Source organism: Aeromonas sp. 95A, assembly GCF_051919235.1.
Classification (GTDB): Bacteria; Pseudomonadota; Gammaproteobacteria; order Enterobacterales; family Aeromonadaceae; genus Aeromonas; species Aeromonas veronii.
The window spans coordinates 3,178,320-3,197,790 of record NZ_JBQBFC010000001.1; the positions used below are offsets into that span (position 1 = coordinate 3,178,320).

19 protein-coding genes are annotated in these 19,471 nt (G+C 58.2%); 12 read left to right on the top strand and 7 right to left on the bottom strand.

The features are described 5' to 3' along the window. The first annotated feature begins 35 nt into the window (after positions 1-35). The gene (locus ACTG2U_RS14435) at positions 36-788 is read left to right on the top strand and encodes a hypothetical protein (protein WP_362775241.1); all 753 of its coding nucleotides are present in this window, start codon (positions 36-38) and stop codon (positions 786-788) included. A gap of 224 nt (positions 789-1,012) precedes the next feature. On the opposite strand, the gene ACTG2U_RS14440 is transcribed toward ACTG2U_RS14435, so the two are convergent. Further along, entirely contained in the window at positions 1,013-2,155 is a 1,143-nt protein-coding gene (locus ACTG2U_RS14440) for an IS4-like element ISAs18 family transposase (protein ID WP_041204923.1), read from the bottom strand. A 596-nt stretch (positions 2,156-2,751) separates the two neighbouring features. Here ACTG2U_RS14440 and ACTG2U_RS14445 point away from each other — a divergent pair. Both ACTG2U_RS14445 and ACTG2U_RS14450 read left to right on the top strand, forming a co-directional pair. Further along, entirely contained in the window at positions 2,752-3,231 is a 480-nt protein-coding gene (locus ACTG2U_RS14445) for a GNAT family N-acetyltransferase (protein ID WP_439974650.1), read from the top strand. 266 nt (positions 3,232-3,497) lie between these two features. Beyond that, positions 3,498-4,496 carry a sensor domain-containing diguanylate cyclase gene (locus tag ACTG2U_RS14450; protein ID WP_439974651.1) on the top strand — a complete coding sequence of 333 codons (999 nt, stop codon included), beginning with the start codon at positions 3,498-3,500 and terminating at the stop codon, positions 4,494-4,496. A gap of 84 nt (positions 4,497-4,580) precedes the next feature. Here the strand turns inward: ACTG2U_RS14450 and ACTG2U_RS14455 are convergent, their stop codons facing one another. After that, positions 4,581-5,207, bottom strand: coding sequence for a porin family protein (locus tag ACTG2U_RS14455; RefSeq protein ID WP_042081202.1), 627 nt, complete (start codon positions 5,205-5,207; stop codon positions 4,581-4,583). 1,276 nt (positions 5,208-6,483) lie between these two features. On the opposite strand from ACTG2U_RS14455, the gene ACTG2U_RS14460 reads away from it, so the two are divergent. Then, entirely contained in the window at positions 6,484-7,248 is a 765-nt protein-coding gene (locus tag ACTG2U_RS14460; protein WP_005336490.1) for a helix-turn-helix domain-containing protein, read from the top strand. Positions 7,249-7,398: 150 nt separating this feature from the next. On the opposite strand, the gene ACTG2U_RS14465 is transcribed toward ACTG2U_RS14460, so the two are convergent. Continuing rightward, positions 7,399-8,163: a UTRA domain-containing protein gene (locus tag ACTG2U_RS14465; protein ID WP_439975125.1), complete on the bottom strand. Its 765-nt coding sequence runs from the start codon at positions 8,161-8,163 to the stop codon at positions 7,399-7,401. 249 nt (positions 8,164-8,412) lie between these two features. Between ACTG2U_RS14465 and ACTG2U_RS14470 the strand changes: the two genes are divergently transcribed. Genes ACTG2U_RS14470 through ACTG2U_RS14495 form a run of 6 tightly spaced genes read left to right on the top strand, consistent with a single transcriptional unit; the run spans position 8,413 to position 13,677 of the window. Further along, the gene (locus ACTG2U_RS14470; protein ID WP_047440511.1) at positions 8,413-9,459 is read left to right on the top strand and encodes an ABC transporter substrate-binding protein; all 1,047 of its coding nucleotides are present in this window, start codon (positions 8,413-8,415) and stop codon (positions 9,457-9,459) included. 9 nt (positions 9,460-9,468) lie between these two features. Beyond that, the gene (locus ACTG2U_RS14475) at positions 9,469-10,302 is read left to right on the top strand and encodes an alkaline phosphatase family protein (RefSeq protein WP_439974652.1); all 834 of its coding nucleotides are present in this window, start codon (positions 9,469-9,471) and stop codon (positions 10,300-10,302) included. Continuing rightward, positions 10,302-11,201, top strand: a complete 900-nt coding sequence (locus ACTG2U_RS14480; RefSeq protein ID WP_439974653.1) for an ABC transporter permease — start codon at positions 10,302-10,304, stop codon at positions 11,199-11,201. The genes ACTG2U_RS14475 and ACTG2U_RS14480 overlap by 1 nt, the downstream gene beginning before the upstream one ends. Continuing rightward, positions 11,194-11,970, top strand: coding sequence for an ABC transporter permease (locus ACTG2U_RS14485; protein WP_439974654.1), 777 nt, complete (start codon positions 11,194-11,196; stop codon positions 11,968-11,970). Before ACTG2U_RS14480 ends, ACTG2U_RS14485 begins: the two co-directional genes overlap by 8 nt. Positions 11,971-11,976: 6 nt before the next feature. After that, entirely contained in the window at positions 11,977-12,984 is a 1,008-nt protein-coding gene (locus ACTG2U_RS14490) for an ABC transporter ATP-binding protein (protein WP_439974655.1), read from the top strand. 39 nt (positions 12,985-13,023) lie between these two features. Beyond that, a complete protein-coding gene (locus ACTG2U_RS14495) occupies positions 13,024-13,677 on the top strand; it encodes an HAD family hydrolase (RefSeq protein ID WP_252656328.1) in 654 nt (217 codons plus the stop codon). Positions 13,678-13,792: 115 nt separating this feature from the next. Here ACTG2U_RS14495 and ACTG2U_RS14500 read toward each other — a convergent pair whose 3' ends face one another. Next, a complete protein-coding gene (locus tag ACTG2U_RS14500; protein WP_439974656.1) occupies positions 13,793-15,427 on the bottom strand; it encodes a sensor domain-containing diguanylate cyclase in 1,635 nt (544 codons plus the stop codon). An 83-nt stretch (positions 15,428-15,510) separates the two neighbouring features. Here ACTG2U_RS14500 and ACTG2U_RS14505 point away from each other — a divergent pair, with 83 nt between their 5' ends. After that, complete coding sequence (locus ACTG2U_RS14505; RefSeq protein WP_439974657.1) at positions 15,511-15,951, top strand: DUF2214 family protein; 441 nt, start codon at positions 15,511-15,513, stop codon at positions 15,949-15,951. A 137-nt stretch (positions 15,952-16,088) separates the two neighbouring features. Then, positions 16,089-16,988: a DMT family transporter gene (locus ACTG2U_RS14510; RefSeq protein WP_236317775.1), complete on the top strand. Its 900-nt coding sequence runs from the start codon at positions 16,089-16,091 to the stop codon at positions 16,986-16,988. A 66-nt stretch (positions 16,989-17,054) separates the two neighbouring features. On the opposite strand, the gene ACTG2U_RS14515 is transcribed toward ACTG2U_RS14510, so the two are convergent. The 3 genes from ACTG2U_RS14515 to ACTG2U_RS14525 all read right to left on the bottom strand — a co-directional run bounded on the left by ACTG2U_RS14515 (position 17,055) and on the right by ACTG2U_RS14525 (position 19,383). After that, entirely contained in the window at positions 17,055-17,681 is a 627-nt protein-coding gene (locus tag ACTG2U_RS14515) for a glutathione S-transferase family protein (RefSeq protein WP_439974658.1), read from the bottom strand. A 106-nt stretch (positions 17,682-17,787) separates the two neighbouring features. After that, positions 17,788-19,056, bottom strand: coding sequence for an O-acetylhomoserine aminocarboxypropyltransferase/cysteine synthase family protein (locus tag ACTG2U_RS14520; protein ID WP_194495682.1), 1,269 nt, complete (start codon positions 19,054-19,056; stop codon positions 17,788-17,790). A gap of 150 nt (positions 19,057-19,206) precedes the next feature. Further along, positions 19,207-19,383 (bottom strand): hypothetical protein, encoded by a 177-nt coding sequence (locus ACTG2U_RS14525; RefSeq protein WP_101323416.1) that lies wholly within the window; start codon positions 19,381-19,383, stop codon positions 19,207-19,209. Between the last annotated feature and the right edge of the window lie 88 nt (positions 19,384-19,471).

Consider the following 19,471-nt stretch of genomic DNA (forward strand, 5'->3'; position numbering starts at 1 on the left):
TATTGTCATGAATCGATTCTGATTAGAGGTTATTGATGAAGGATGTACTTAAGTCATTGAAAGATAATGCAACATCTAGACTAAACAATCCTATTATCGGCGCGTTCGTCTTGTCTTGGATGTTTTTGAATATAAATGGAGTGGCTAGGTTTATATTGGAAAGTAACCAAGGAAAGCTTGACATTATAAAGAACAAAAGTTGGGGGGTTACAGATGATCTGTTAATCCCATTTTTAGTATCTGTCGGATATTTGGTAATACTTCCAGTTTTAAATACGATCTACAGCTTTATACATGATAATTGCATTGATAAAATTAGAGATGAAAATAGCAATAAAGCGCAGAAAGACGCCTTTGTTAGAAGAAAGGAGACCGTATGCGCAAAAATTGAGTCAACTGATGAATATGTTGTTAAGTTAAAAGACAAAGAATTAGAATTATGGGCAGGTCAAAAATTAGAGCTCATTCGTGAAATAATAAATCTTAAGGGTAAGTATGCGAAATTGCTTTCTGACTTCGAACTTAAATCGAAAGAGTTTCGTGCTGATAACAATAAGTTAAGTCTTTCTATTGCACAATTGGAACATACTAATAAACGCTTGTCAGCGCAAGATTCAGAACAAAGAGATTATATTGGGAGAGTTGTTGCCAATCTGGACAGAGCATTGAATTCCCTGGAGAATAAAATCGTAAGCGATACAAAATTTGATGAGATAGAAAAAATTAGAAATGAAATATCCGATGTTAGGAATAAATTTTATGTATGGGATGATGATATTCCATTCTGATTTTTTCATGGCTTGTAGCTTATCTCGTGTGTTGGGCTTCGCAGGCTCAGCACACAACCTACGGATTGTGTAGGTTGTGGCTGAGCGTAGTAAAGCCCAACGTCTACCGCGTGCTCTCTTTTTTCCTTCCCCTCATCCCCGACCCTTCTCCCGCAAGGGGAGAAGGGAGATTGGGCTTCTTTTGATATATTTCACACCTCAGAGATCCCCTCATTTTTAGAGACTCAAATAATTCCAAGTGTGCGGGTATATAAGCGGTGTTGCTTCAGGTAGTAGATAAATTTATCCATCAACAAGACCGCATTGGCTTCTTTCATTTTAGGTAACAACTGGTAATAGATGACCCCTTGCCGAAAGAACGAATAGGTTCGGCTCTTGCTGGTATTGACCTTGATCGTTCTCTCTAGACCGACACTGTCTCCAGCCTTACCCAGCAGCGTCAGCAAGACGATGGCCAGGGCACTGAATAAAAACAGTCGGTCGCGCCGGACCGGATTACTGATGTGCACATCTCCCATACCCATGCCGAATTTGTAATCTTTGATATCACGAAAACTGGTCTCGATACCCCAGCGCTGGCCGTATAGTTGCAACGCCTTGGCGGCGCTCAGGTCGGTCCGGTTACTGGCCAGAAACCACGCGTCTTTCATGCCACTCTTATGACAACAATAGACCCGTTCGACAGGCTGTCGCTGCCCAGTTAGCTCCACCGCTTTGAGGGTTCGGGTGCGCCCGGTCGGCGTTAGCCAGTCCCGAGCTGGAACCTGCTCTACACCAGGGTAACCAACCAAAACATTTCCTTTAAATCTAATGAGATAAGCAAAGCCTAGCTCTTGCTCCAGGCGTTCGAACAGCTCCATGTAACCAAAGCCGCGGTCAGCTACTACCGTCACGAAGATACCCTCTGGCAACGTCTGCTTGAGCTTGGTGAGCAGCTCTTTCTCATGGGCATTGCGTTGCCCTTTGAGCAACGATTTCCGATGGGTTTTCCACAGCAGCGGAGTACTGCGACCGTGGTTGGTTTGCAGGCTGATAACCAAGGTACTGTGATCATCGGCATCGAATTCGGTCCAGTCCATGGAGACTACGATCTCGGTACGTTCACCGACCACATAGGGCACCCAATCGTCAAAGAGGCTCCAGACATTGAGCTTGGTGTTAGTGAGCAGGCGATCCACCTGTTTAACCGCATGTTTACGTTCGAGACCGTTGGCCAAGGAGAGGCCACTACCGATGGCGTGGATGGCCAGTGAACCTGACTCGATAACCCCGAGGGTAGCATTGGCGAGGGAAAGAACACGCTTAGCATGCATGTCCTGTCCAAATATATCGTCGATGTGGTTGAGGATTAGTTCGTGGTTAAACATGGGGATAGTCTGTTGGGTATTAGCTGGTCAAGGATGGCGATCATACCTCAGAAGCCGCGCCACGCCTCGCTCATATGAGGGGATGGTTAAGATTTCACACCACTGGTTTATCGGGCATGTGTAGGTTCGATTAGCGAAGCGTAATCGGACGATCGCGTAATTGGGTAATCGGGTATGTTGGGCTTCGCAGGCTCAGCACCAACCTACCGATTGTGTAGGCTGGTGCTGAGCGTAGTGAAGCCCAACGTTTACCGCGAAATCTCTTTTTCCTTTCCCTCATCCCCAGACCTTCTCCTCCTTTTCTAATAAATGGGAGAAGGGAGCAATGCCGTTACCGCAGTCCGATTACGCTTCGCTAATCGAACCTACACGGCTGACGATCATATTACCGGTGCCGCTTTATCCCCTCTCCCTCTGGGAGAGGGTTAGGGTGAGGGGCGCAGGTTGGCACAATGCCAATTTTGCCCGCTTCGTGAAATCCGGTAGGGTGCAAAGAACGAAGTGAATTGCACCGCTGCTATTTATCTGCCAAAAGGTGTAATGCGCTGCGCTTATTACACCCTACATCGAACCAACACACGACAGGATGTCATTGCTTGAAACTTGAATTTAACACCATCGATCTGGATCGGGATTACGAACTCTGTGTGCAGGCGCGCAGGGATGCCTATTTTTGCAGCTTTCATACCCATGATGGTTTTGCCGACTTTATCGACGGTTATCGGGAGCGGGTCCGCGAAAGGCTGGGGCAAGCGCAATGGCACTACCTGCATGTCTGGGCGGGTGAACAACGGGTGGGTCAGCTGGAGTTTCGCAGCTTTTCCGATGAGCCCGAGACCGGCTATGTGCAGCTGATTTATCTGTTCCCTGAATATCGTGGCCGCGGTCTGGCCGCGCAGTTGCAGGCCTATATCCACCACCAGTTGTTGGGGGCGGGTTGTAAATGGGCTGTTCTCTCCGTGAGCCGTACCAATGTGCGGGCCTTGAATCATTACCGGCGCTTTGGCTGGGTATTTCTGCGCCCCAATCCGAAACATCAGGAGACGGATTTTTATCGGCTGACTCTGGCCGAGTGACCTCTGTGGGTGCCTCTGGGTATCCCCTCATTTTTCCCATCCCCCAAATGACTGAATCGTGAGTTAAATCCGGTAAATGGGGCGCACTTGAGCCACACTTATGGCCACCCTGATTTAGCCTGCGCCGTGAGTGGCCGATAACCGGGGAAGCGGTGGTTCGGTGGGGTTCTGGCTGACAGATCTGTTGCAATATGCCAAGGTAGCGCCTCACGACAACAGCGCGATTCCCCGTGGTGGCGCGGGGCGGAAGAACAAGGATAACTGCTATGGTGCAGGACAGTGACACGATCAGGATCTCGGATGTCAGCGAGGCCGTGGTGCATGGCATTCTGGAGGTGACCAGCGATGGCATCTGGGATTGGCATGCCAATACCGGTTTTGTCTATCGCAACCCCGGCTGGTACCGGATGCTGGGTTACGAGCCTCACTCCCTCGGCAATACCGTCTTCACCTGGGAGAACGTGATCCACCCCGACGATCTGGCGGCAGTGATGGCGAAGTTCGATCTCTGCCTGAGCGGCAGCGCCCATGAGTATCGTGCCGAGTACCGTTGTCGCTGTCGGGATGGCAGTTACCTCTGGATTGAGGATTGCGGCCGCATCATTGAGCGCAATCCCGACGGGTCTGTGGCGCGGATGATCGGCGCCCATCGCGATATCCACGCCAGCAAGTTGTTGCTGGAGCAGCTGGAGCGGCGTAATCAGTCGCTGGAGCAGCAGGTTGCCGAGCGCACCGCCGAGCTGGTGCGACTCAACGAGGCGCTGCAACAGAAAGCCGAGGAGAACCGTCTGCTGGCAGAGACCGATGCCCTGACCGGCGCCGCCAGCCGCTATCGGCTGGAGCGGGCGTTGCAGCTGGAGTGCGAGCGGGCGCGCCGCTTCCATCAGCCGTTTACGGTGATCGCCATGGATGTGGACAACTTCAAGCAGATCAACGACAGCTATGGCCACAACGCCGGGGATCAGACACTGATCAACATAGTGGCGCTGGTGCGCCACCATATCCGCGAGATCGATCTGCTGGCCCGCTGGGGCGGTGACGAGTTTATGGTGTTGCTGCCCAACACCGGCCGCGAGGATGCGCTGGTGGTGGCGAGCAAATTTCAGGCATTGATGGCGAGCGAGTCCATTTGCCCACACGCTCCCGCCACCATGAGCTTCGGGCTGGCGGAGTATCAGCAGGATGAGCAGAAGGAGAGCCTGATGGTGCGCGCCGATCGGGCGCTCTATCAGGCCAAGCAGCTGGGTAAAGACCAGATCTGCTAACGCGGGGTACGGAAAAAGAGCAGTAAAAAGGGCCGCAGGTTTGAAACCTGCGGCCCTTTTGCATTGTTACTGACGCGGCGCGACTTAGAAGTGGTAGCGCAGACCCAGCTTGAAGGTATCCAGAGAGTAGTGCTCGTCACCCAGGCTCAGGGCGTCGAACTGGCGCTCGTAACCGATACCGGCAGAGAAGTGGTCGTTGAAGGCGTAGTCCAGACCTACTTCCAGATTGGGGTGTACCTTGCTCTTGGTTGCGCTCTTGCTTCCCTGACCGCTGAAACCGAGGAGAGTGGCGTTGCCGACAACTTCCACTTCGGTGCGGGTGTAGGCGATACCCGGTTTGGCATAGGCGCTGAAGCCCCAGGCCAGCGGCTGGCTCAGCTTGGCGGCCAGGCTGATACTGCGGGTTTCGATGGTGGTGTCGGCAAAGCCGCTTGCAATCGGGGAGGTCACCCAAATCAGCTGATCCATCTGTTGGGCGTGCAGGCCACCTTCAACGGCCAACCAGGGTTTGAAGCTGTAACCCACGATCAGGCTGCCGCCGTCGAGCTGGTCGTCGATCACTTTGGCGTCATAGGCGTCTTTGGCAGCACCATCGAGATCCATCTTGGAGGTGGTCAGATCCAGACCTGCATACCAGCCTTCGGCATGGGCGCCGCCATTCATGGCCAGAGCAAGCAGGGAGAAAGCGGCAATTTTATTAAACTTGTTCATGGATAAATAACCTTGTGTTGCGTGAACTGCGTGTGATTTATATTGCTCAATCCATGAAGCTTTTTATATTTCCGTCATTGCTCTGCTTTCACAGAGGGGCCGCAGTATAGTCAGCACATTTCTGAATAACAAGAGAGTGATTTCCCCATTCTTCTAAATATGACTGGCTGCAAGCAGGGGCATTTTGTTTAATAAATGGTGTTATTAGAGTTTTAGCTTTATTGAGGTTTAAATAATTAATTGGTGAGGCAAATGACAGGCTGTGAGTTCGGTTTTGATTCTATGTGATTGATTTGTATCGGCATTAAATTTTCATTCGAGCGTGGCCATGATGAGCTGTCTAAAAATTGGCATCTCAGATGTCACTGATTGGCATCGGGTTCTTTTTGATGATTTTTTGAACCCATCACAAGGTGAAACCGTGAGAAAAAAATCTATCTTTTTGCCTGTTTTTTGCTCTTTTTGAGGTTTGGGATTGTTCCCATTGTGACTTTTGGTGGTCTTTTGAGGCTGCTTTTGCGTGGGCCATGTTGCCCATCAGATACGCGGATGGGCTCTTGTGGGTGGTTTTTCTCTTCACCCGGCCGCAGTTGTTGGGGTGGGCATGAGGCGCGATAGGCAGATATGGGTCGTGCGGTCTGATTAATTTTGTTTGCTTATATATACAAGCTATTTAAAAGATAGGTTTTTGGAGTTTTAAATAACTTTATTATATTCGTTTTTATATTTAATGAAGCTTTCCAATCAAGCCATTTAAATATATTGAATGGCAATAACACGGTATTGATGGCCGTTTAGGATACCTTGCCAGAGAGGTCGTGGTGGCTGGCGCATCAGTGGGCGGCGGGTGGCCGGTGACACGTCCCCTTGCCGGGGCCCTTGACCTGACCTGCGAATTCAGGGAAAAGAAAAGGGCGGTGCTATCAGCGCCGCCCAATGCCAGGAAAGAGAAAAAACCTTACGGTTTAAAAGATAAAAATTTGGAAGCAAACAATCGATTTCTCAACCAGGAAGGGTCTTGAATTCGATACGTTTCGATTATGCGCGATGTTCTATGCAGCACTAGCAAAATGTTTGCGGGTTGAAAGATATGCACTGTCTGGTGTCAGATTTTGCGACCTCATCGTTCAACTGGTCTGTCCTGATGGGCGTTGTAGGCGATTTTTTCTCTAGGCTGTTTTTTCGGTGTCAATATCTGAGCCTTGAAGGTAAAAACAGGTCAGAAGCTGACTCGGCATAACCATGCAATGAAAGTGCGATAACAAGGAAGAGTGGCATGACCTACAGCCAGACCCTGGCCAACAATATTCTCGACACCCTGAAGAAGACCCTGACCGACAAGGGGATCCGCTATCAGACGCTGGCGGAGGCGATGGGCGTCTCCATTGCGACCGTGAAGCGGATGATGAACAAGCCCTCGCTGCCGTTCGATACCCTGCTGGAGATCTGCCATCTGGTGGGGCTCTCGTTCGAGGAGCTGCTGGATCGCACTCAGGACGCCCAGAGCCGCCGCGCCGTCTTTACCCAGGAGCAGGACGAGGCGTTTCACAACGAGCCGGGGCTCTACGCCTTTCTCGCCAATATCTTCTGGCGCGACAAAACGCTGATCGATCTCAAGCGGGAGTACGGCCTGACCGATGCTTCCTGTTACCTCTATCTGCGCAAGCTGGAGAAGCTCGGCATTTTGCAGCTGGGTATCGACAACAGTTACCACTTCCTGATCAGCGAGCGGATCAGCTTCGAGCAGCACAGCCGTTTCGCCCGCCAGCAGGCGCGGCAGGCGATGTCGGTGCTGGGGGAGTATCTGGTGGAGAACATGCACAAGTCGAACAACTATATGGCGCTCTGCCAGCTGCACCTCAACGAGGGAGAGGCGATGGCGCTGATCGACCGGATGAAGGAGTACTGGCATCAGGAGATCAAGCTCAACCGCCCCGCCATCGGCCAGCAGGAGCACGCCAAGACCTACACCATGTCGCTGCAACTGGCCGACTGCGGCTACCAGAGCTTCGACGACATGATCCCCAATATCGACAACTGATCCCGGCGGATCCTGCGGGATCCGCCATGTTGGAGTCTGGTTATTCCGTGAGTTGAACGGTATGCGATCTGCTTGCGACCGGTTGCAGCACCCGGTTATCGAGGCAGATGCGGATCGCCACTGTGCTCGACAGTGCTCTGGATATTTTCCCTAATCGGCGGCCCGGGTTTGTTGCAGCTTGCCTGCGATAGGTTGCAACGCCCGGGTATCGAGACAGATACGGATCGCATCCGGCCGCCAGTGCTCGATATCGCAATCCACCAGACCGCCTCGCTCGTCGTAATTGACCCGCACCAGCCGCAGTACCGCGCTCCCCTCCGCCAGATTGAGGGCGCGGGCGATGGCGCCGCGCGCCGCCGAGGGGGTGATCTCGAGACTCGCCCCGCCCTGGCCTATGCCATAGCGCTGCTGATAGAGCTCGGTGAGGGAGCTGGCCAGCGGTGCGCTGGCGATATCGGGAAAGCGGCTGGCCAGCAGATGGTGGCTGACGTGGAGCACCGGGCGACCGTCGATAAGACGCTGGCGGCGAATTTCATACAGCGGCGTAAAGGGATCCAGCCCCATCCAGCGGCACAGTTCGCTGCTGGCAAGCTCGCTGCCGTGGGCCAGTACCCGGGTTTCGGCGGTGCGCTGCTGCTCGCCGATCCACTGGTGAAAGTGGGTGTGGATGGCGGGATCGTAGGTGAGGCGGGGTGGCGCCACAAACCAGCCGCGCCGCTCGGCACGGTAGATAAGGCCGTCCGCTTCGAGGCTGGAGAGCGCCTCCTTGATGGTGATGCGGGTGGTGGCGAAGCGCTCGCTCAGGGCCCGTTCGGCGGGCAGCTGCTGCCCGGCCCCCAATTGGCCGCTGCCGATATAGCGGCGCAGGGTCTGGCAAATCTGTTCGCACTTGGAGGAAAAGCGGCCATCGGCCATGCTCTGTTCGTTCACTCTCTGCTCGCTCAATCTCGGCTCGGTCACACTCTTGTCCCTGTTGCTTATTCAGAAGGCGGATGACTGGAGTAGTCCAGCTTCACTCGGGTTCAGAGTTGTAACTGCTGTGGATGACAGCGCCATGACAGGGTGATTGTCATCAAACTGCCATTAAAGCGCCCCGCCACCGTCACAATTCCCCTCTAGCATCCCTCTCGAACCTTAACTGACCTAGTCCAGAGGGATGGGATGATGAAAAGCGTGATCGCAAGTGCACTGGCCCTGGTGGCCATCAGTCAGCCACTTTTTGCAGCCGAAAATATCGCGGATCTCGAAAAGGCCGCCCGTGGCGAAGGCCAGCTCCACAGCATCGGCATGCCCGACAGCTGGGCCAACTGGAAGGATACCTGGCAGCAGCTGGGCAGCATCTACGGCATCAAGCATCAGGATACCGACATGAGCTCGGCGCAGGAGATCGCCAAGTTCGCCGCCGAGAAGGCCAATGCCACCGCCGATATCGGTGACGTGGGCGGCGCCTTCGGTCCGGTGGCGGTCAAGCAGGGGGTGACCCAGCCCTACAAACCCTCCACCTGGGCTGATATTCCCAACTGGGCCAAGGACGCCGACGGTCACTGGATGCTGGCCTATACCGGCACCATCGCCTTCCTGATCAACAAGGATCTGGTCAAGGCCGCCCCCACCAGCTGGCAATCCCTGCTGGGTGGCGACTACAAGGTGACCCTGGGTGATGTGGGCGTAGCCTCCCAGGCCAACAACGGCGTGCTGGCGGCGGCCTATGCCACCGGCGGCAGCGAGAAGAATCTGAAACCTGCACTGGAGCTGTTCGGCCAGCTGGCCAAGCAGGGTCGTCTCTCCCTGAACGATCCCACCATCGCCAATATCGAGAAGGGCGAGGTGGAAGTGGGTGTGCTGTGGGACTTCAACGCCCTCAACTACCGCGACCAGATCGACCCCAAGAAGTTTGATGTGGTGATCCCGAGTGACGGCTCCGTCATCGCCGGTTACACCACCATCATCAACAAGTGGGCCAAGAACCCCAACGCCGCGAAACTGGCCCGTGAATACATCCTCTCCGATGCCGGTCAAATCAACCTGGCCCGTGGCTACGCTCGCCCGATCCGCAGCAACGTGACCCTGCCGGATGATGTGAAGGCCAAGCTGTTGCCAGCCGAGCAGTATGCCAATGCCAAGCCGGTGCAGGATCACGCTGCCTGGGAGCAGAGCTCCAAAGCCCTGCCGCGCCAGTGGCAAGAAACCGTCATGATCAACATGCAGTAAGGGGATCCAGTGCAACACAAGGTGATAGTGGTACTTGTGGATGGTCTGGCAGCCGAGGTAGCCCACACCATGGGCTACCTCGGTGGCATGGTGGAGGCGGGGCGGGGCCTGCATACGACCCTGAATGCTGCCCTGCCGTCTCTCTCCCGACCCCTCTACGAGTGCATCCTGACCGGCGTGCCGCCGGTGGTGAGCGGCATCACCCACAACGGGGTGAGTCGCCTCAGTCTGCATGACTCCATCTTCCATCTGGCCAGCGCCGCGGGCAAACGCACCGCAGCGGCGGCCTACCATTGGGTGAGCGAACTCTACAACCGCAGCCCCTGGCTGGCGGCCCGTGATCGCTTTACTCACGACGAGCTGCTGCCGATCCAGCACGGTTGCTTCTACTGGGATGACCACTACCCCGACAGTCATCTGCTGATGGATGGGGAATGGCTCAGAACCCAATACGATCCCGATTTTCTGCTGATCCACCCGATGGGGGTGGACGATGTGGGCCACAAGTTTGGCCTCGATTCCCGCCAGTACCGCAATCAGGCGCGCCGGATGGACAGCCTGCTGGCCGATCTGCTGCCCCAGTGGCTGGCGGAGGGGTATCAGGTGGTGATCACCTCGGATCACGGCATGAACAACGACCTGAGCCACGGCGGTACCCTGCCCGAAGAGCGCACCGTGCCGCTCTGGCTGTTTGGCGATGCCTTTATCGAGCGCTGGCCGGATGGGGTGGTGATCGCCCAGACCCAGCTCTGCGCCCTGATGGCGGATCTGCTGGGCATTTCCCACGACAAGCCGGCGGCGCCACCGCTGCTCAAGGCCGCCTTTATGCGCGAGGTGCACTGATGATGCCTGCCACCACCGAGATCCTTGCGGATCAACCCGTGGCAACCAAGCAGAAGGTGCGCCGCCACTGGCTGCCCGCGCTGGTATTGCTGCCGTTTATCCTCTTGATGATCCTGTTCCAGCTCGCCCCCATGGTGTGGGTGCTGGTGGGCAGCTTTCAGACCCCCGATGGCTGGGGCCTTGACTACTACCGGGAGATTTTGAGCTCCCCCTTCTACCTGCAATCGTTCGGCAACTCGTTGCGCATTGCCGGTATCGCCAGTCTGGCGGGGCTTGTCATCGGCACCCTCGGGGCGGCGGCGCTGCGCCACAGCGGCGAGCGAGTCAAGCGGCTGCTGCTGGCCTTCGTCACCATGACCGGCAACTTCAGCGGGGTGCCGCTGGCATTCGCCTTTATCATCATTCTCGGCATCAATGGTGCGGTGACCCTGCTGCTGAAATCATGGGGATTGATCGACGGCTTCAACCTCTACTCGGGTAGCGGCCTTATCCTCATCTACACCTACTTCCAGATCCCGCTCGCCCTGCTGCTGCTCTACCCGGCGTTTGATGCGCTGCAGGATGAGTGGCCGCAGGCTGCGGCGCTGCTGGGGGCGAGCAAGGGGCAGTATGTGTGGCATGTGGCGCTGCCGGTGCTGACGCCTGCGCTGCTCGGCACCCTGATCATCCTGTTTGCCAACGCGGTGGGGGCTTATGCCTCTGCCTACGCCCTCACCACCGGCAACTTCAATCTGGTGACCATCCGGGTGGCCAGTCTGGTCTCCGGCGATATCTTCCTCGAGCCCAATATGGCGGCGGCGCTGGCGGTGATCCTGATGGTGCTGCTGGGAGTGGTGACGGCCGCCAACCAGTGGTTGCTAAAAAAGAGCTATGTGAACAAGGGGCAATCCCATGCATGATTTGACGCCGCGCTGGCCCAAGTGGGTGCTGGGTGGGCTGGTCGCAACCCTGCTGCTACCGCTGCTGGCTACCTTTCTCTACTCCATCTCCACCCGCTGGGGGGCGACCCTGCTGCCGGATGGCTTTACCCTCGACTGGTATCTCAAGCTGTGGGGCGATCCGCGTTTTCTGGCGGCGTTTGGCCGCAGCCTCCTGGTCTGTTTCGCCACCCTGCTGCTGGGGACCCTGGTGCTGGTGCCGACCGTGCTGGTGGTGGCCTACTACTTCCCAAAGCAGGATCCCTGGATGAACCTGCTGATCCTGCTCCCCTTCGCGGTGCCACCTGTGGTCTCGTCGGTGGGGCTGCTGCAGATCTACGCCGATGGTGTCCTGCCCATTATCGGCACACCGTGGATCCTGATCGGCACCTGGTTCACCGTGGTGCTCCCCTTTATGTATCGGGCGCTGGCCAACAGCCTGCAAGGGGTACCGCTCAGGGATTTGATGGATGCCGCCCATCTGCTGGGGGCGAGCAGTCGGCGCGCCTTCCTGCTGGTGGTGATCCCCTGCCTGCGCAAGGGGCTCTTGGCGGCGCTGTTTCTCTCCCTCTCCTTCCTGCTCGGTGAGTTCGTGTTTGCCAACATGCTGGTGGGCACCCGTTACGAGACCCTGCAGGTCTACCTCTACAACATGCGCGCCACTTCGGGCCACTTCACCAGTGCGCTGGTGATGAGCTATTTCCTGCTGACCCTGCTGCTCACCTGGGCGGCCAACAGATTTCATCGGTGATCCAAGATGTTTCATTTAGAAGTCAATCAGTTGCACAAATCCTACGGCGAGACCCCGGTGTTCGAGGGGATCGAATTCGGCATCCGCAAGGGGGAGCTGGTGACCCTGCTCGGCCCCTCCGGCTGCGGCAAGTCGACCCTGCTGCGGGCGCTGGCCGGGCTCACTCCGGTGGATGGCGGTCAGGTGCGGGTGGCCGGTGAGGACATCACCTGGCAGGCGCCCCAGAAGCGGGGCATCGGCATGGTGTTCCAGAGCTATGCGCTGTTCCCCAATATGACGGTGTGGGACAACGTCGCCTTCGGCCTCAAGATGAAGCCCCAGCCGGGGCGCGAGCTATCGACCAGCGTGAAAGAGGCACTGGCGCTGGTGGAGCTGACCGGCTTCGAGCGCCGCTATCCGGCCGAGCTCTCCGGCGGTCAGCGCCAGCGGGTGGCACTGGCGCGCGCCCTGGTGGTGCGGCCACGTATCCTGCTGCTGGACGAGCCGCTCTCGGCGCTGGATGCCCGCATCCGCCGCAGCCTGCGCCAGCAGATCCGCGAGATCCAGCAGCGCCTCGAGCTCACCACCATCTTCGTGACCCACGATCAGGAGGAGGCGCTCACCCTGTCGGATCGGATCTTCCTGATGAACAAGGGATCCATCGTCCAGAGCGGCACGCCGGAGCAGATCTACACCCGTCCCGCCAGCGAGTTTGTGGCGAGCTTTATCGGCAACTACAACCTGCTGAACGCAGAGCAGGGCAAGTCCCTGTTCGGCCCCCGTTTTCAGGGCAAGCTGGCGCTGCGGCCGGAGTCCATCACCCTGCTGCCCGCCGGGGCGACCAGCAGCGAACCCAGCCTGCCCGGCATCATTCGTCAGCAGCAGTTGCTCGGCAACGTGATCCGCTATCAGGTGGAGTGCGAGGCGGGGCTGTTGACGGTGGATTGCCTCAACCGCTGTGCCGGCGATCTGCTGTCGGTCGGCAGCGCCGTGACCCTGGTGGTGGCCCGGGATCAACTCTGTGAGGTAGCATGACGCCTCGTTTCATTTTCGTTGTTATCGCAAGGAGCCCTCATGGCACTGGCACTGTTTGATCTGGACGAGACCCTGATTGCCGGGGATTGCGCCAGCCTCTGGCTGGAGTACATGGTGGCCGGGGAGCTGGCCCCGGCGGGCATGGTGGCCGAGGAGCAGGGGATGATGTCCCTCTACCATCAGGGCAAGATGGACATGCATCAGTACATGGCCTTCACCCTGCAGCCGCTGGCGGGCAAGTCGCGCCAGTGGCTGGAGCAGCAGTGCCACCACTTCGCCGAGCAGGTGCTGCGCGAGCGCCTCTACCCGGAGGGGTTGGCGCGCATCGAGTGGCACCGCCAGCGTGGTGACGAGCTGGTACTGATCTCCGCCTCCGGCGAGCATCTGGTGGCCCCCATGGCGAAGATGCTGGGGATGGATCACTGCGTCGCCATCCTGCTCGATGAGGAGGAGGGGATGCTGACCGGCCAGACCCGCGGCACCCTCAGCTTTCGCGAAGGCAAGGTGGCCCGCATCAACCAGCTCTTTGCAGGCAGGGACCATCTCTGGCAGGGGAGCTTTGGCTACAGCGATTCCCACAACGATCTGCCCATGCTGCGGGCAGTGAGCCATCCTCATGCGGTCAATCCGGCCCCCGCGCTCCGTCAGTGCGCCTCGGAGCTGGGCTGGCCGGTGTGGGAGTGGCAGCGCTGAGTCGTGCGCCACACAGGCTTAACGTGCGGCAAGGAGCACGATAAACAAAGAGAGAGGCAGGAGCCTCTCTCTTTGTTTTTACTGACGACGTTGTGGTTGAGGCTGGCCGCTGGGGCTACCCTTCGTTGGGTTGTTGCCGAGGCTCGCCAAAGGCGGGAATGTCCTCCTCGGCACTCTGGTGAGGGGTGTGGCGCAGCGGGAAGCAGATACGGTTTTTCCCCTCCCGCTTGGCCTGATAGACCCCCTTGTCGGCCAGCTCCACCAGCTCTTTGGCCGAGAGCCCGGAGCGGCTGAAGGCCACCCCGCCGCTGATAGTGATAGTGAGATCGGGTTCGCGCCACTCCAGCTGCTCCACCCCGAGCCGGAACGCTTCCAGCAGGGAGGGGAGCATCGGCTGCTCTTCGCCGTAACGGAAGATCAGCACCAGCTCCTCGCCGCCATAGCGGCAGAACCAGCCCCACTCGTGGAACAGATTCATGCCCAGCTTGCTCACCCGCTTGAGCACCACATCCCCCGCCTGATGGCCGTGGGTATCGTTGACTCGCTTGAAATCATCCAGATCGAACATCACCACCCCGAAGGGAGCGCCACTGTTGAGCTGCTTCTGCAGGCACTCGTCGAAGAAGCGACGATTGTAGAGCCCGGTGAGCTTGTCCTGATTGGCTTGCAGCCGGATCTGGGCAAAGTCCTGGCTGGCGGCATCCATCTCTTCATAGACCTTGGCCAGCTCCAGCATGCGGCGGCCGTTGTAGGCGATACCGCCGGAGCGGCTGGCGCGGATCAGCAGGGTGATCTCCCCCAGCATGCGGCGGAAGTAACGGGACCAGAGCAGGGCCAGCAGCAGATAGAGAATGCAGGCGACGGCAATCATCAGCTGCACGTTGATGGAGACGCTGTCGATCACCTGTTGCATGCTGGCAGTCGGCTCGACGCTGAGCAGGATCCAGCGCTGCTCGGGGATGCGGTAGTAGGAGACCATCAGGCCGCTGGCATCATCGAGGAAAAAGCCCTGCGGCTGTTGCATCCGGGCCAGCCAGTCGGGGTGGGCGAGGGGTTTGAATACCCGTTCGCGATCCGGATGGGCCAGCACCAGCCCGTCATGGTTGAGCAGGAGCTGATAGCCATTACCCAGATGGTGACTCTGAGCATGCCGACTGTTTAGCCAGCTGGCGAGGGGGGTGAGCTGGGTATCCAGCGAGAGTACGCCAACCCGCTTGCCGTCAGGATCTTTAATTACCCGAGCCAGCGCCATGGTGAGAGTGCCCAAGGTGTAGTCGTAATAAGGATCAGTCCAGACAATCTGTCCGGGATGGCTGGCGGCCAGCAGATACCAGGGGCGGGTTCTGGGATCGAACTTCTCGTCGGCCTGCCAGGATGGGTGGATCAGCATCTTGCGATGCTCGGTGCCCACGTAGACGTAATCGAGCTCCATCACCTTGTGATAGGCCTGCCACTGTTGCAGGTAGCGCTCGCCGTTGCGGATCTCCGGACCGCTGAAATCCCGATAATTTACCTGCTGATAAATGAGCGTAAACTGGCGTTTGAGGGTCGCCAGATAGGGTTCTATCAGGGTATGGAAATACTGGGTGTTGCGAGCAATCAGATATTGTTGCTGCTCGTGGCGCAGGGTGCGCTCCATATGCAGGTAGTAGATGCTGCCGAGCAGCAACACAGGGATAAAGAGCAAGAGGAAGCCCAGCCGCATGCGGGTGATCAAAGACCAAGTGTTCTTGGGCTTAGCGGGGGACATGAACAGATCCTTTTCGTCTCGGGTGACACCAGCATATATGATGCTGTGCGGCTCGTCTAAAGGCAGAAAATGAGATGTTTCCGATGCTGAACCACACTCTGCTCTCAATGATTCATTATGGCAGCATAGCGGTGCTAATCCTTGCCCTCTGTGTCGAGTATCTGATCTTTCGGCGCGGCCTGAACATGCTGCGAGTGCGCCGCCTGCTGCTGGCCGATGGGGTGGCTGCGCTGGCGCTCTTCTCCATCTTTGTCACCGGGTCTCTGCTGGCCCTCGAGCATGCCAGCTCGGTGACAGAGATCTTTGCCCATCCTGCCCACGGCCTCAAGATGGGGCTGTTTCTGCTGATTGTCGGCTCCCTCGTTTATCCCAGCCGCCTCTTCTATCGCTGGCGTCGCGCCCTGCGTCTGGGCAAGGCGCCGATGATCTCCATCCAGCAGCACTTCCGGGTGGTCTGGATCCTGCGGGGCAATCTGCTACTGATTGCCCTGTTGGCCGTGTTCACCAAGCCCTCGCTGCTGTAACACTCGCGGTGCTCAAAAGCAGTGCGATGCAGCGCGTGGAGAGCGAGAGCGAAGACAAAGAGTGGAGACAAGAGGATAGGGAGGCGGGTATCTTGGATCGGATAACCCGTCACGCGCCGATTTAAGGAAGAATCGCCATGCGCTCCAATCTGATGTTGCTGATGGCTGCCACCATCTGGGGTATGGGCTTTGTCGCCCAGCGCCTCGGGATGGATCACATGGGGCCCTATACCTTCAATGGCCTGCGCTTTCTGCTCGGCGCCCTCTCCCTGCTGCCGCTGCTCTGGTGGCTCAAATCCCGACAACCTGTTGCCGTCGCGGGCGACCATCGCCAACTGCTGATCGGTGGTGTGCTGGCCGGGCTGGTGCTGTTCTGTGCCGCCTCCCTGCAGCAGGTGGGGCTGCTCTATACCACTGCCGCCAAGGCCGGTTTCATCACCGGGCTCTACATCATTCTGGTGCCGGTACTGGGGCTACTGCTGCGCCACAAGAGTGGCCTCAATACCTGGATCGGCGCCATCATCGCGCTGGTTGGTCTCTATGTGTTGAGCGTCACCGACGAGTTCACCATCGGCTTTGGCGATCTGCTGCAGGTAGTTGGTGCCCTGTTCTGGGCTGTGCATCTGCTGCTGGTGGATCACTACTCCAACCGGGTTGCCCCCATCAAGCTCGCCGGAGTGCAGTTCGTGGTCTGCGGCCTGCTCAGCCTCGCCACTGCTTTTGTTATCGAAACCCCGACAGTTAGCGGCGCCGTGGCCGGTTGGCAGGCGCTGCTCTATGCCGGGCTGGTGTCGGTCGGGGTGGGTTATACCCTGCAGGTGGTGGGGCAGCGTGGCGCTCATCCGGCCCACGCCGCCATCATCCTCAGTCTGGAGACCGTCTTCGCCGCCGTGGGGGGCGTGTTGCTGCTGGGTGAGACGCTGGATGAGCGCGCCATTGCCGGTTGCGCCCTGATGCTGGCAGGGATGCTGATCTCCCAGATCCGCTTGAGATGGTGGTGGAAATCGCGCCGGGACAAGGTGCCCGCGACCAAGTAAACCGCAGCTCGCTGCATAACAAAAACGCCCCGACAGTCGGGGCGTTTTGCATGGTGGCGATTCGGATCAGGGGCGCTGATCCAGCTCGCGCTCCAGCTCCATGGCCTTCTGACGGGCCGGATGGGTATTGAGGCGCTGCCAGTAGGCTTGCAGGTGCGGGAAGTGGGCCAGCTGACCATTTTGCGCCAGCAGATCCACCAGGAAGGAGTTCATGATGTCGGCGCCGGAGAGGCGATCCCCCACCAGATAGTGGCGATTCGCCAGTACCTCATTGAGGTAGCCCAGCACCTTGGCACACTCCGCCTTGGCGTAGTCCGGCAGGAAGCGCATCGGGCTGCCATCCTTGCGCACGAACATGTCGAGCAGCAGCGGCAGGATGCCGGAGCTCTCGGCAAAGTGAAGCCACTGCAGGTATTCGGGATACTCCGGGCTATCTGGTGCCGGTGCCAGCTGATCGGCGGCGTAGCGGGCGATCAGGTACTCGGTGATGGCGCCCGATTCCGCCAGCACCCGGCCGTCGAACTCGATGACCGGCGACTTGCCGAGAGGGTGAATGGCTTTGAGCTCGGGCGGTGCCAGAAAGGTGGTGGCATCGCGCTGATACGCCTTAATCTCATAGGGCTGGCCCAGCTCTTCGAGCAGCCAGATGATGCGTTGGGAGCGGGATTTGTTCAGGTGGTGCAGGACTATCATAACGACCTCGATTCGGTGGCAGGATGGGATATACGAGCGGACTAGGGGGGCGGTTCACCGATGGCTAAAAAAGAGCGGGCTGATGCCCGCTCGCTCAACGCCCGACTCAGGCCTCCAGCGCCTGATCCAGATCTGCCAGAATGTCTTCGATCGCCTCGATCCCCACCGACAGCCGGATCATCTCCGGTTTCACCCCGGCCTTGGCCTGCTCCTCCTCGCTCAACTGGCGATGTGTGGTGGAGGCCGGGTGGCAGGCCAGCGACTTGGCGTCGCCGATATTGACCAGCCGCTTGAAGATCTTCAGCGCATCGTAGAAACGCACGCCCGCCTCGTAGCCATCCTTCAGACCGAACGAGAGGATGGCCGAGGGGCGACCGGCCATGTACTTCTCTGCCAGCAAATAGTGGGGGTGACCCGGCAGACCGGCATAGCTGACCCAGGCTACCTTGGGGTGATGCTTGAGGTGGTGGGCGACCCGCAGGGCGTTGTCGACGTGGCGCTCCATGCGCAGGCTCAGGGTCTCCAGCCCTTGCAGCAGCAGGAAGGCGTTCATCGGCGCCAGCGCCGCGCCGGTATTGCGCAGCGGCACGGTACGCACCCGCCCGATAAAGGCAGCCGGGCCAAAGGCCTCGGTGTAGACCACCCCGTGGTAGGAGGGTTCGGGTTTGGTCAGCTGGGGGAAGCGCTCGGCGTGATCCGCCCAGGGGAACTTGCCCGAGTCGACGATGACGCCCCCCAGCGAGTTGCCGTGGCCGCCGACATATTTGGTCAGGCTGTGTACGACGATGTCAGCGCCGTGTTCGATGGGCTTGCAGAGTACCGGGGTGGCGACCGTGTTGTCGACGATGAGCGGCACACCACGGGCGTGGGCCGCCTTGGCCAGCGCGGCCAGATCGACGATGTTGCCCGCCGGGTTGCCGATGCTCTCGCAGTAGACCGCCTTGGTCTTGTCATCGATAAGGGCGGCGATGGCTTCGGCACTGTCATCCTTGGCGAAGCGCACCTCGACCCCGAAATTCGGCAGCATGTGGGCGAACAAGGTGTAGGTGCCACCATAGAGCTGGGGTGTGGAGACAATGTTGTCACCGGCGGCGGTCAGCGCCTGAATGGCGTAGGTGATGGCGGCGGAACCTGCCGAGACCACCAGCGCGGCAATCCCCCCTTCCAGCGCGGCCATTCGCTGCTCCAGCACATCGTTGGTGGGGTTCATGATGCGGGTGTAGATGTTGCCCGGTACCGCCAGATTGAACAGATCCGCCCCGTGCTGGGCGCTCTCGAACTCGTAGGCCACCGTCTGGTAGATGGGCACGGCGACCGCCTTGGTGGTGGGGTCGTTGGAAAAGCCGTGGTGCAGGGCCAGGGTCGCATCTTTCATCACACACTCCTTGTTGGATGTTGCTTATGGCAGTTATAGATGGATAGACGTCCAATCTATCAGGCCCGTGGCCGATGTAAACAGCAAGATCCGGCAAAGCAATGTCGCCCGCAGGGGATGCGCGTCCCGAGTGGTTGGCATGGCCCGCATTCAGAGGCGACGGCGATACTCCTTGTCATCGATCTGGTTCATATCCCACTGCATCAGGCGGTTGAGCTGCTGCATGGGATCCTCGATGAGCGCCAATGGGCGCGGCAGGATCCGCTTGAAGTAACGGCGCAGGGTCTGCTGGATCCGGTTCGGTTTGAGGGGATTGGCGTGGCTCATGATGGTGCTCCTCTGCTGTGGTTCTCACGTTCATCAGCAGTATTGAGCTAAAATGCGGAAGTAAAAACTGATGACTTACAGCAACAGG